A 12,434-nucleotide genomic window follows, 5' to 3' on the forward strand; every position below is an offset into this window, starting at 1 on the left:
GGGGGAGGGGGGGAAGGGGGGGGGAGGGGGGAGGGGAGGTCACCGGCCCTGTCGTCGTCCCAGCGCCAGCGTGAGTCCCGCGCCCGTCAGGGCCAGGGCCGCCGCCACCACGACCGCCGTGTCCGGGCCCGCCGTCGCCAGTGCCAGCATCAGGGCCACGCCGGCCGAGGAGCCGATGTAGCGGGCGGTGTTGTTGGCGCCCGAGCCCATCGCGGCGCGTTCCGGCGGTACGGAGTCGACCGCGAGGCGCGGCAGGGCGGCGTTCAGGAGGCCGCTGCCCGCGCCCGCCACCAGGAGGCCGGGGAGGAGACGCGGCCAGGAGCCGGCCGGGCCTTCCAGGCCGCCGAGCAGGGCCAGGACCCCGGCCGCCGACAGGACGAAGCCCAGGGCCAGCTGGTACGGGGCGGAGAGGCGGGCCGCGAGTCGGCGGGTCTGCAGGGCCACGACGAACGCCGTGCCCGACCAGAGCACGAACAGCCACGCCGCGCCCAGCGGGGACATCCCGCCACCCGCGCCGCCACCCGGGCCGCCGCCGGTCCCGCCGCCGCCCTGGAGCAGCGCCGGCACCACGCTGAACAGGCCGATCACCGCCAGGCCCGTGAACAGCGCGCCCAGCGTCGACGCCAGGAACGCCGGCCGCCGGAGCAGTGCCAGATCCACCATGGGCGTACGGCTCCGGTGCTCGACCCGCACGAACAGTGCCGTCAGGGCGAGGGAGGCGAGCAGCAGGAGGCCCACCTGGGGGCGCAGCCAGCCGTCCCGGCCGAGGGTGAGTGCGGTGAGCAGCGCCGCCAGGGCGAGGCCCAGGGCGAGCGCGCCCGCGATGTCGGGGCGGTTGCCCGAAGTGCCGGTCTTCTCCGTTGTCCCTTCGGCCGCTCCCTCGGCCGCCCCGCCGGCCGGCAGCAGCCGCGCTCCCGCCCCCGCGATCACCAGTGCCGACGCGCCCAGGACCTCGTACGCCAGCCGCCAGTCCACCAGGCTCAGCGCGCCGGCGAGCAGCGGGCCCAGGGCGATGCCGGCGCTGACGGACGCGCCCCAGATACCGGTCGCCCTGATCCGGTCCCGGCCGGCCGGGTACGCCTGGGCCAGCAGGCCGAGGCTGCCCGCGAGGACCGCCGCGCTCGCCGCGCCCTGGGCGATCCGGGCCGCGGTGAAGGTGGCCGTGGAGCCCGCGAAGGCGCCGGTGGCGGTGGTGAGGCCGAGGGCGAGGGTGCCGAGGAGGAAGACCCGGCGGCGGCCGTGCGCGTCGGCGAGGCTGCCGGCCACCAGGAGGAGGACGGCGAGGCCGAGCGGGGTGCCGTTGAGCAGCCAGGCACGGGCAGAGGCCGGGGTGCCGAACGCGGCGGCCATGTCGGGGAGGGTGAGCATCGGGGCCGTGTAGTTCATCAGCGCGACCGCGGTGGCCGCGGCGGTGACGGCGAGCGTGGCCCCGGGGCGCGGACCGGGGCGGGTGCGGGTGGCCCGGGACGGGGGCGGGGCGGGGGTGCGGGCGGTGGATGCGGGCTGTGGCATGGCGGGACCTTTCCACCGGTCGGTTCGGTGAACGAACTCTGGGTAGGACGGTCAACGTACCAGGAAGGTTCATTCATTGAACCCGTATTGAGTACGATGCATTCCATGGCTCTCGGCAAGGACTACGCCCACCAGCAGTGCTCCATCGCCCGCGCCCTCGAAGTCGTCGGGGAGCGGTGGACCCTGCTCGTCGTGCGCGACGCCTTCTACGGCGTCCGCCGCTACAACGACTTCCTCGTGCACCTCGGCGCCCCCCGCGCCGTCCTCGCCGCCCGCCTCCAGGCCCTCGTCGAGGCCGGTGTCCTCGACAGGCGGCGCTACCAGGAGTCGCCCCCGCGCGACGAGTACGTGCTCACCGACCGCGGTCTCGCCCTCTGGCCCGTCCTGCGCTCGCTCGGCGCCTGGGGGCGGGCCGGGGTTCCGGAGGCCCCGGCGGTGCGCCACTTCCACCACGCCGACTGCGGCACCGAACTCGGCTCCTACGGCGAGTGCCCGTCCTGCCGCGTCCCCGTACCGCCCGCCGACGTCGAGATGCGGCCCGGCGCCGGGCTCGACCGGGACCCCGCGGACCCCGTCAGCCACGCCCTGCTCGCGCCCCGCCGACTCCTCGTCCCGCTGGACCACGCGCATCTCTGAACGGAAGGAATGGGGGTGCCGGTCCGGGAACTCCGGGGCCGCTCCGTACGTCCTCTCGGTGAGAAACGACGTGACTCGGGACAGAGGAGGTGGCGGATGACGACCAGGAACGTTCTCCTGCGCGTCCTCGCGCCGCTGTTCTTCCTCCTCGCCCTCGCCGATCTGCTGCTCTCCGACGGCGGTGGCCTCTCCGCCGCCGTCGCGCTCGCCGCGACCACCGTCGTCTGCGCGCTGCTCGGAGCCCCCGCGGCCCCGGCCGTGCCGCCCACCGCCGTGCGCACCGCCATCCGCGACCGCGAGCGGCGCACCGCCTTCCTGCCCCAGCGCGATCCCGACGCCGCGGGGCGTCGCAGACCCCGCGCACCCGGCCGTCCCCTCCTGACGGCCGCGTAGCAGAACGCCCCACCGGACCTGCCCCACGCGGATCCGTCATGCCGAGAACCGACATCTCCCCGGCACGACGAGACCCCACGGAGGGCTCCCCATGTCCGACATCCTTTCCGCCTTCGGCTCCCTGGTGGAGCGGCTCGCCGCCCTGCTCGAACCGCTCTTCGCCACCACCGCCACCGCCGCCGCGATCGTCCTCTTCACGATGCTCGTACGGCTCGCGGTCCACCCGCTGTCCCGGGCGTCCGCCCGCGGGCAGAAGGCGCGCACCCGGATCGCGCCGGAGCTCGCCGCGCTCCGCAAGAAGCACGCCAAGAACCCCGAGCGGCTGCGGAAGGCGGTGACGGAGCTGCACGCGCGGGAGAAGGTCTCGCCGTTCGCCGGGATCCTCCCCAGCCTGCTCCAGGCGCCCGCGTTCCTGCTGATGTACCACCTGTTCGCCGGCGACCGGATGGCCGGGCACACCCTTCTCGCCGCCCCGCTCGGCGACCACTGGGCCGACGCCCTCTCCCACGGCGGCCCCTTCGGCCCGGCGGGCCGGGTCTACCTGGTCCTCTTCGCGCTCGTCGCCGCCGTGGCCACGTACACGTACCGGCGTACGAAGGCGCAGCTCGCCGCCCAGCCCCTGGACCTGGGCCAGCCCACGCCGGGCGCGGGCACCATCGCCAAGGTGATGCCGCTGCTCTCCTTCGCCACCCTGGTCACGGTCGCCGTCGTCCCCCTCGCTGCCGCGCTCTACGTGGTCACCAGCACCACCTGGACCGCCGTCGAGCGCACCCTGCTCTTCCGTGAGCGCCCTGCCGAGGGCGACGAGACGGGTGACGGGAAGGGCGGAGAGGAAGACACGCAGAAGGTTGCGCAGAAGGGTGCGCCGAAGAGCGTGCAGAAGAGTGCGCAGAGGGGCGCGCCGAAGGGCGCGAAGAAGAGGGCTCAGAAGGGGCGCGCGCCGCTTGCTACTCGCGCGTAAGGGTCCAGTAGCTGAACGGGGTCTTGCAGAGTGACCCGTTGTCTTGGAGGATCGACCAATCCTCCGATGGCCGCACTCCATCGGCCGGGGTACCTCAGGGCCCTTTCCCGGGCCCGCCTCGACCACAGGGAGAAGTCCATGAAGCTGCTGCGTGTCGGCCCGCCCGGAGCCGAGCGTCCCGCCCTGCTCGACCAGGACGGGACGCTTCGCGACCTGTCCGCGCTGGTCGACGACATCGACGGCAGTCTGCTCGCCGACGCCTCCGCCCTCGACCGGGTGCGGGCCGCCGCCGGTGCCGGTGTGCTGCCCGCGCTCGACGCCACCGGGCTGCGCGTCGGCCCGCCCGTCGGCCGGATCGGCAAGGTCGTGTGCATCGGGCTGAACTACCACGGCCACGCCGCCGAGACGGGCCAGGCGACCCCCGCCGAGCCCGTCGTCTTCCTCAAAGCCGCCGACACCGTCGTCGGCCCGGACGACACCGTGCTCGTACCGCGCGGCTCGGTGAAGACCGACTGGGAGGTGGAGCTCGCGATCGTCATCGGCCGCACCGCCCGCTACCTGGAGACCGACGAGGAGGCCCTCGCGCACGTCGCCGGGTACGCCGTCGCCCACGACGTCTCCGAGCGCGAGTTCCAGATCGAGCGCGGCGGCACCTGGGACAAGGGCAAGAACTGCGAGACGTTCAACCCGCTCGGCCCCTGGCTCGTCACCGCCGACGAGGTGCCGGACCCGCAGGCGCTCGGCCTGCGCCTCTGGGTCAACGGCGAGCTCAAGCAGGACGGCGACACCTCGGACCAGATCTTCCCCGTCGCCGAGGTCGTCCGGTACGTCAGCCGGTTCATGACCCTCTACCCGGGCGACATCATCAACACCGGCACCCCCGCCGGTGTCGCCATGGGGCAGCCGGAGCCCAAGCCGTACCTGCGCCCCGGTGACGTCGTCGAGCTGGAGGTCGACGGCCTGGGCCGGCAGCGGCAGGAGCTCAAGAGCGCCTGACCCCCGATTGCATCCTTCCTCCGGGAAAACGGCGGCGCCCCGCGTGGGGCGTCGCCATTTCCATATCCTTTTTTGCATATTGCCGGATATGGAACACCTGGAATCGCCGGAGTCCCCGGAAGCAGCGGGCCGCCCCGACGCGTCGGCAGCCACCGCGTACCAGCGTGGACGCGACCGGCGCCGACTCGCCGTCATCGCCGCCTCCACCGTCGCCGCCACCGCGCTCGTCGGCGCGCTCGCCGTCAACAGCTGGGCCGACCCGCTGCCGGGCGGGCTCGGGCCCTGCCTCCCGGGCACCTGCCCGACCGGCACGTACCCCGACATCGGCAGCGGCACCGTCACGCACCGCGACAACAACATCAACGTCTACGTCGGCGGCGACATGCGCGTCCGCGAGGCCGCCGCCGAGGCCGAGGGCAAGATCGTCGTCCTGGGCGACTTCGACATGCGGAAGCGCGCCGGCGCCTCCAGCGTCTACAACGTCGGCGTCGCGGGCGTCGGCTCGCGCGTCCCGCCGGACAACGGCACCGACTTCCTCACCGTCGGCACGAACCTGACGGTCGCCGCCGGCCAGCGCCTGCTCGCCGAGGAGGGCTCCGTCAGCGGCCTCGTACGGTACGGCGGCACGCTCTCCGGCACGGTCGCCCCGCCCGCCGTGCACACCGCCGGCGCCGACGCCCCGTACACCGCGCTCCGCGAGCAGCTCACCGACGCCAGCCAGTGCTACGCCTACGTGAACGGCGCCTCCCGCCCCGCCACCGGCACCGCCGTCAACAACAACAGCGAGACCCTCTTCACGGGTGACGGCACGTCGAAGCTCCAGGTCTTCAACGTCGCCTTCGACCTGGAGACCATGGGCGGCCGACAGCAGGGCATCCGCTTCGAAAGGATCCCGGCCGGTTCGACCGTCCTCGTCAACCTGCTGGGCGCCGACCGCACCGTCGACACGTACATCAACCAGCTCCCGGACGGACTGCGCGAGCGGGTGCTCTGGAACTTCCCCGACGCCACCACCGTCACGTTCGAGGGAACGGCCCAGTTCGCGGGCAGCGTGCTGGTCGGCAACCAGACCAGCACGACGACGATCACGATGCCGGGCATGAACGGCCGCTTCTTCACCACCGGGAATCTGGCGCACACCTCGGAACAGGGCGGCGGCGGGGGCCAGGAGCTCCACGCCTATCCGTTCAACGGCGACCTGCCGTCCTGCGGGGGCAGCACGCCCACGCCCACGCCGACCCCGACGGATCCGACTCCGACTCCCACGGACCCGACGCCGACCCCGACGGACCCCACACCCACGCCGACGGATCCGACCCCGACTCCCACGGACCCGACGCCGACCCCGACCGATCCCACCCCCACCCCGACCCCGACCCCCACGCACACCCACCCGGCGACCGGCGGGTCGGCGAACGGCGGCAGTGACGGCGGCCACGGCGGCAACGGCGGCAACGGGGGCGACGGCGGGTACGGAGACTCCGGCGGCGGCCACCACGGCCCCGACGGCGAACTCTCCGAGACCGGCGCCGGCACCGGGAACATCGTCATGGGCGCCGCCGCCGTCGGTCTCGCCCTCGGCGGCGGCGCGCTCGTCCTCGTCAGCCGCCGGCGGAGGCGTACGAACTGAGCAGGCGCTCCAGTGCCTCGACGACCATGGCGTGGTCCTCGGCCTGCGGCAGCCCCGAGACCGTGACCGAGCCGATCACGCCCGCGCCCTCGACCGCGACCGGGAACGCGCCGCCGTGCGCCGCGTACCGGTCGGGGTCGAGGCGCGAGGACGCCTCGAAGGTCGTCCCCTTGGCGCGGAACCTCGCGCCGACCAGGAACGAGCTCACGCCGTACCGCTCGACGACCCGTCGCTTGCGGTCGATCCAGGCGTCGTTGTCCGCGCTCGACCCCGGTAGGGCGCAGTGGAAGAGCTGCTGCGGCCCGCGCCGGATGTCGACGGCCACCGGCGCCCCGCGCTCGCGCGCCATGCCGACGAGCAGGCCGCCGAGCGTCCAGGCGTCCTCGTACGTGAAGCGGGGGAGGACCAGCCGGGCCTCCTGCGCCTCCAGCTCACGGACTTCCCGGTCGCTCGCATCCCGGCCGCTCACGTCCCGGCTGCTCACTTCCCGGTCGCTCACAGCGCCACCGTGATTCCCTCGCGGGCGGACCGCTTCGCCGCCTCCAGGACGTCGAGCGCGGCCGCGGCCTCGTGGGCCGTCACCGGGTTCTCGCCGGTGCCGCGCAGGGCGGCGGCGACGGCCGCGTAGTACGCCGGGTAGTCGCCCGGCAGCGACTCGACCGGGATCCCGCCCCCGGTCAGCGGCGACTCGCCGGAGCCGAGCCGGCCCCACAGCTCCTCCGGCTCCACGCCCCACACCGTGCCCGGCACCGGGCGCAGACCGTCGCGGAGGGCCGCCTCCTGCGGATCGAGGCCGTACTTCACGAAGCCCGCGCGCTGCCCGAGCACCCGGAAGCGGGGGCCCAGCTGGGCGGTGGTGGCGCTCACGTACAGGTGCGAGCGGACGCCGTTCGCGTGGGTGAGCGCGAGGAAGGTGTCGTCGTCGGCCTCGGCGCCCGGCCGGCGGACGTCCGACTCCGCGTACACGGAGACCACGGGGCCGAAGAGGACCAGTGCCTGGTCGACGACATGGCTGCCCAGGTCGTAGAGCAGACCGCCGATCTCCGACGGCGCGCCGGACTCGCGCCAGCCGCCCTTGGGCAGCGGGCGCCAGCGCTCGAAACGGGACTCGAAGCGCTGGACCTCGCCGAGCGCCTTCTCGTCGACGAGGCTGCGGAGGGTCAGGAAGTCGTTGTCCCAGCGGCGGTTCTGAAAGACGGAGAGCAGCAGGCCCCGCTCCTCGGCGAGGGCCGCGAGGGTGCGCGCCTCGGCGGCGGTCCCCGCCAGCGGCTTGTCGACGACGACCGGCAGGCCCGCCTCCAGGGCGGCCGTGGCGATCGCGACGTGCGTCTTGTTGGGGGAGGCGACGACGACCAGGTCGAGCTCGTCCGCCGCCCCGTCCGCCCACAGCTCCTCGGGGGTGGCCACGACCCGGACGCCCGGGTGGGCGGCGCGTGCCTCGGCGGCCCGTTCGGGGTTGCCGGTGGTGACGGCCGCGAGGACGAGGTCCTCGGACGCGGCGATCAGCGGGGCGTGGAAGACGGAGCCCGCGAGGCCGTAGCCGACGAGGCCGACGCGGAGAGGGGTGCGGGGGATGCCAGTCATGCCCCTCACTTAAGCAACGGTGTTGCCAAAGTGCAAGCGACAGCGACAATGGGCAGGTGGAGACGGACCTGATCGGAGTGGTGGAGTGAACGTGCCGGCCCTGCGCAGCCCCAACGCGGCGCTCGTGCTCGACCTGCTGCGCACCGCGGGCGAGACCGGCATCAGCCGCCTCGAACTGGCCGAGCGGACCGGCCTCACCCCGCAGGCCGTCAGCAAGATCACCGCACGGCTCCGGTCCGAGGGCCTCGCCACCGAGGCCGGCCACCGCGCCTCGACCGGCGGCAAGCCCCGCACGGTCCTGCGGCTCGTCCCCACCGCCGGGTACGCGGTCGGCGTCCACCTCGACCGCGACGAGCTGACCACGCTCCTCACCGACCTCGCGGGCGCGGTCGTCGCCCGGCGCACGCGCGCCCTGGACCTGGGTGCAGGCGCGGGGCCCGTCCTGGACGCGGTGGCGGAGGAGGTACGGGGACTCCTGACGGCCGGCTCCACGGCCCACGCGGCCGGGCCTGAGGTCGGGCGTGACGCGAGGCCCGAGGCGAGGCCCGATGCCAGGCCCGACGCGAGGCCCGATGCCGAGCCCGACGCCCGTGCCGCCGGACTCGACTGCGTCCCCGGCCCCGACTCCGCCCCCGCCGCCGCACCCGCCGCCGGACCCGCTCCCGACCCCGCCCCCGTCCTCGGCGTCGGGGTCGCCATGCCCGGGCCGCTCGACCACCGCGCCGGAGTCCCGGGCCGGGTGACCGGTTTCCCCGAGTGGGAGGGCCACCCCGTCCGCGAGGAGCTGGCCCGGCGCCTCGGACTCCCCGTCGTCCTCGACAAGGACACCAACGCCGCCGCCCTCGGCCTGGCCGTCCGCCCCGCCGCCCCCGGCTCCTTCGCGTACGTCCACCTCGGTACGGGGCTCGGCGCCGGCCTCGTCCTCGGCGGGGCGCCGCTCCGGGGGGACAGGACGGGCGCCGGCGAACTCGGCCACCAGACCGTCCAACTCGACGGGCCCCCGTGCGGCTGCGGCGGGCGCGGCTGCCTGGAGGTCCTGTGCCTCGCGGCGGTGGCGCGCGGCGACGACGCCGGGGCGGCGCGCATCCTCGGCGCGGGCGCGGCCAACGTCGTACGGCTCCTCGACATCGACGAGGTCCTGCTCGGCGGCCGGCTGGTCCTCGCCGCGCCGGAGGTGTTCGCGGGCGGGGTGCGGGAGGTCCTCGACGGGCTCGGCCTGACGGCTCCGGTGCGCGTGGCGGGGGAGCGGGACGCGGTGGCGGAAGGTGCCGCGTGGCTGATCCTCGCCCCGGTCTTCGGAACGTAGGCAGAGCCGTAAAGCCGCAGAGCGGTTAAGCAGTGGACCCGTAAAGCCGCAGACCCGTAAAGCCGCAGAGCCGCAGAGCCGCTAAACCGCAGACCCGTAAAGCAGCAAAGCCGTACGTACGACAGTAGGCCGATCGGGCGGATCGGCCGGGCCGTCCGGGGGCGGACCCGGTGTCGCTGCCCGGCCCCCACCCCCGGGGCATGGCAGCGTCGCGGCCGACCCGTACGTCCCGCGAGCAGCAAAGGCCCGGCCCCATGACATCCGCCCCCCTGCGACCGCGCAGCCCCCGCGCCCTGACCGCGGCGGCCGCGCTGACGGTCACCGCGACGGCCCACCTGGCCCTGGCGTCCCCCGCCCTGGCCGCACCGGCCCCCTCGGTGCCGCCCACGACGGCCCCCGCCCCGGCACAGGCCGCCCCCGACATCCCCGCCCCCGATCCGCCGGCCCCGACCTGCGGCACCCCCTCCGGCTCGGCCTTCCCGCTCGACACCCGGATCCACGGCGGCCCCGCCGACTACCCCGCCGGCGGCCCCCTCCAGGAGTGGAAGCTCGATCTCACCAACACCACCGACGCCACCTGCTCGGGCATCCACCCCGTGCTCGTCCTCACCGACGAAAAGCGGGTGCTGAAGCCCGCGCAGATCCGGTTCGAGTTCTACGACGCCGGGGCCGCGCGCTGGCGGCCCGTGACCTTCGAGGCCACCGAACAGGCCGAGAACATCGGTGTGTTCAGCACGCCCGAGGACGCCGGAAGGTCCGCCGGTTCCGGCGTCTCCAGCGGTTCCGGCACTTCCGGCGGTTCCGGTGCCTCCGACGGGCCGGAGGGCTTCGACGGCTTCATGGTGCCCGCGGGCGGGACCCTCACCGTCCCCGTACGGCTCGGCTTCCGCGCGGAGACCGCCCCCGACCAGGTCGTCGTGAATGCCGCCGTCGTCCAGCGGCGGGGCGTCGACGGCGACTGGGTCGGCGAGTCCGGCGACTACCGGCTGGCCGTAGTGCCCGCGGTGCCCGCCGATCCGGACCGCTCCACCGGCGCGGACGAGCCCGCACCTGACACATCCGGCACGCCCGACCCGGGCACCCGCTCCCGGCCGCCCGGGGCGACGCCCCGCCCGCCGGGTTCCACCGCCGAAGACTCGGGAGACCTCGTACTCGCCGGCCCGGACAACGAACTCGCGGAAACGGGACGGGAGTCGGGGGATCGCGCCAGGTTCCTGGCGCCCCTCGCGGCCGCCCTCGTCCTCCTGGGCGCCGTCCTCTTCCGGGCCGCCCGCCGCCCCCGGCACCGGTGAGTCATGCCGCGTACACCTTCCCGTTCATCCCCGTCTGCGACCATCCCCCGGTGAACTACCAGAACGCCCCCGGCACCCCGGGCGCCCCCGTGAACTCCGGCATCCCGGAGCACGGCCGCGTGCCCAAGTACTACGCCGTCAAGGCCAAACTCGCCCTGATGGTCGACGAGTTGGGGGAGGGTGGGCTGCTGCCCACCGAGCGGGACCTCGCCGTCCGGTACGAGGTGTCCCGCGAGACCGTCCGGCAGGCGCTGCGCGAACTCCTCCTGGAGGGACGGCTGCGCCGCCAGGGCCGGGGCACGGTCGTCGCGGGCCCCAAGCTGGAGCAGCCCCTCTCGCTCGCGAGCTACACGGAGGGCGTCCGCCGGCAGGGCCTCCGCCCCGGCCGCAGCCTCATCTCGCTCGACCGCTTCCCCTGCCCGGAGGCGCTCGCCCCCGAGGTCGGCGCCGAACGGGGCGAGCCCGTCTGGCACATGGAGCGCGTACTCCTCGCCGACGACGAGCGGGTCGGCCTGGAGAGCACGTACGTCTCCGAGGCCCGCGCCCCGCACCTGGACACCGAGTTCGACCCGGACTCCTCCTTCTACTCCTACCTGCACGACCGCCTCGGCATCTCCTTCGGCGACGCGGACGAGCGCATCGAGACGGTGCTCGCGACGCCCCGCGAGGCCCTTCTGATCGGCACCCCGCCGGCCCTGCCGATGCTGCTGCTGCACCGCGTCTCCCGGGACACCGCGGGGCGGCCCCTGGAGCGGGTCCGCACCCTCTACCGGGGCGACCGGTTCAGCTTCACCGCCCATCTGGGACAGCGGGGCTGACCGAGGGGCTGGCCGAGGGGCTGGCCGAGGGGCCGAGCACCCGCCCGGGGTGAATTCGCGCCCCCTCCACCCCGCTCAGATCACGAGAAGATAACGGGTCTGGTCCAAGCTTGGCGGGCCGTTCACCGTCCCGTCGCCCACCGGCCCCGTCCGGGTCACCCGCTCCCAGGACCGTCGACGGCATGAAGGTGATCGTCGTAGGAGCCGGCGTGGTGGGAACCATGCACGCCTGGCACGCAGTGGAACGCGGCCACGAGGTCGTACACATCGAGCGCGAGGCCGAGGCGCGCGGAGCGTCCCTCCGCAACTTCGGCCAGATCTGGGTGAGCGGACGGGCGGGCGGAGAGGAGCTGGACACCGCCCTGCGCGCCCGGGAACTCTGGGAGGGCATCGGCGCCCGGGTCCCCGGCCTCGGCTTCCGGGCCATCGGCTCGCTCACCCCCGTCCGGAACGAGCTGGAACTCGCCGTCGCAGAGGCCGCCGTGGCCCGCCCCGACGCCGCCGCCCGCGGCTACAAGCTGCTGACGGCCGACGAGGCCCGCGCGGTCAACCCGGCCCTGCGCGGCACGTTCGAGGCGGCGCTCTGGTGCGAGCGCGACGCGGCCGTCGAGCCCCGCCTCGCCCAGCTCGCGCTCCGCGAGGCCCTCCTCGCCACCGGGAAGTACACCTTCCTGCCGAACCGCGAGGTCAGGGACGTCGTCGGGGAGAACGCGGTCCGCGACGACCGCGGCGAGCTCCACAGCGGCGACGCCGTCGTCCTGTGCACCGGAGCCTGGCTCTCCGGCCTCGTCCGCGAGGTCGCCGGCGAGATACCCGTCCGCCGCGTCCGGCTCCAGATGATGCAGACCGAGCCTCTCGGCGAGGCGCTCACCACCTCCGTCGCCGACGCCGACTCCTTCCGCTACTACCCCGCCTACGCCTCCGAGGCCCTGGACTCCCTCCAGGCCGCGCAGCCGCAGGACCCGACCGCCGCCGCCCACAAGATGCAGCTCCTCATGGTGCAGCGCCTCGACGGCGGACTGACCATCGGCGACACCCACGAGTACGAGCACCCCTTCGCCTTCGACACCCTCGAAGACCCCTACGAGCACCTCACCCGCGTCGTCGAGTCCTTCCTCGGCCGCCCGCTGCCGAAGATCAGGCGCCGCTGGGCCGGGGTGTACGCGCAGTGCGTCGACACCAGCCGGGTCGTCCACCGCCAGCGGGTCCGCGACGGCGTGTGGCTGGTGACGGGGCCCGGCGGCCGCGGCATGACCTGCTCGCCCGCCATCGCCGAGAAGACCGCAGACGAACTGGGCTGGTGAAC

11 protein-coding genes and 1 pseudogene are annotated in these 12,434 nt (G+C 74.6%); 9 read left to right on the forward strand and 3 right to left on the reverse strand.

Annotated features, from left to right (window positions below):
- Positions 1-39: 39 nt before the first annotated feature.
- The gene (locus AMK27_RS27455; protein ID WP_073913518.1) at positions 40-1,512 is read right to left on the reverse strand and encodes an MFS transporter; all 1,473 of its coding nucleotides are present in this window, start codon (positions 1,510-1,512) and stop codon (positions 40-42) included.
- 105 nt (positions 1,513-1,617) lie between these two features.
- Between AMK27_RS27455 and AMK27_RS27460 the strand changes: the two genes are divergently transcribed.
- The 5 genes and pseudogenes from AMK27_RS27460 to AMK27_RS27480 all read left to right on the forward strand — a co-directional run bounded on the left by AMK27_RS27460 (position 1,618) and on the right by AMK27_RS27480 (position 6,128).
- Complete coding sequence (locus tag AMK27_RS27460; protein WP_079188613.1) at positions 1,618-2,148, forward strand: winged helix-turn-helix transcriptional regulator; 531 nt, start codon at positions 1,618-1,620, stop codon at positions 2,146-2,148.
- Between the two features lie 96 nt (positions 2,149-2,244).
- On the forward strand, positions 2,245-2,541 hold the full coding sequence (locus AMK27_RS27465; protein WP_073913523.1) for a DUF6412 domain-containing protein: 297 nt from the start codon (positions 2,245-2,247) through the stop codon (positions 2,539-2,541).
- Positions 2,542-2,632: 91 nt separating this feature from the next.
- Positions 2,633-3,343: pseudogene (locus tag AMK27_RS27470) on the forward strand (YidC/Oxa1 family membrane protein insertase); the annotation flags it as partial.
- Between the two features lie 297 nt (positions 3,344-3,640).
- Positions 3,641-4,498: a fumarylacetoacetate hydrolase family protein gene (locus tag AMK27_RS27475; protein ID WP_073914446.1), complete on the forward strand. Its 858-nt coding sequence runs from the start codon at positions 3,641-3,643 to the stop codon at positions 4,496-4,498.
- Positions 4,499-4,586: 88 nt separating this feature from the next.
- Positions 4,587-6,128: a choice-of-anchor A family protein gene (locus AMK27_RS27480; RefSeq protein WP_079188614.1), complete on the forward strand. Its 1,542-nt coding sequence runs from the start codon at positions 4,587-4,589 to the stop codon at positions 6,126-6,128.
- Here the strand turns inward: AMK27_RS27480 and AMK27_RS27485 are convergent.
- Both AMK27_RS27485 and AMK27_RS27490 read right to left on the reverse strand, forming a co-directional pair.
- Positions 6,100-6,627, reverse strand: a complete 528-nt coding sequence (locus AMK27_RS27485) for a heme-degrading domain-containing protein (RefSeq protein ID WP_445194877.1) — start codon at positions 6,625-6,627, stop codon at positions 6,100-6,102. The two genes, AMK27_RS27480 and AMK27_RS27485, sit on opposite strands and share 29 nt — an antisense overlap.
- Positions 6,624-7,712, reverse strand: a complete 1,089-nt coding sequence (locus AMK27_RS27490) for a Gfo/Idh/MocA family protein (RefSeq protein ID WP_073913526.1) — start codon at positions 7,710-7,712, stop codon at positions 6,624-6,626. Before AMK27_RS27490 ends, AMK27_RS27485 begins: the two co-directional genes overlap by 4 nt.
- 85 nt (positions 7,713-7,797) lie before the next feature.
- Between AMK27_RS27490 and AMK27_RS27495 the strand changes: the two genes are divergently transcribed.
- The 4 genes from AMK27_RS27495 to AMK27_RS27510 all read left to right on the forward strand — a co-directional run bounded on the left by AMK27_RS27495 (position 7,798) and on the right by AMK27_RS27510 (position 12,432).
- Positions 7,798-9,018, forward strand: a complete 1,221-nt coding sequence (locus AMK27_RS27495) for an ROK family transcriptional regulator (RefSeq protein WP_241847619.1) — start codon at positions 7,798-7,800, stop codon at positions 9,016-9,018.
- A gap of 254 nt (positions 9,019-9,272) precedes the next feature.
- Positions 9,273-10,310 carry a hypothetical protein gene (locus AMK27_RS27500; RefSeq protein WP_073913530.1) on the forward strand — a complete coding sequence of 346 codons (1,038 nt, stop codon included), beginning with the start codon at positions 9,273-9,275 and terminating at the stop codon, positions 10,308-10,310.
- Positions 10,311-10,360: 50 nt separating this feature from the next.
- A complete protein-coding gene (locus AMK27_RS27505) occupies positions 10,361-11,128 on the forward strand; it encodes a GntR family transcriptional regulator (protein WP_073914458.1) in 768 nt (255 codons plus the stop codon).
- Positions 11,129-11,310: 182 nt separating this feature from the next.
- Positions 11,311-12,432 (forward strand): TIGR03364 family FAD-dependent oxidoreductase, encoded by a 1,122-nt coding sequence (locus AMK27_RS27510; RefSeq protein ID WP_073913533.1) that lies wholly within the window; start codon positions 11,311-11,313, stop codon positions 12,430-12,432.
- Positions 12,433-12,434: the final 2 nt, after the last annotated feature.

Source organism: Streptomyces sp. CB02009, assembly GCF_001905825.1.
In the GTDB taxonomy this organism is placed as follows: domain Bacteria; phylum Actinomycetota; class Actinomycetes; order Streptomycetales; family Streptomycetaceae; genus Streptomyces.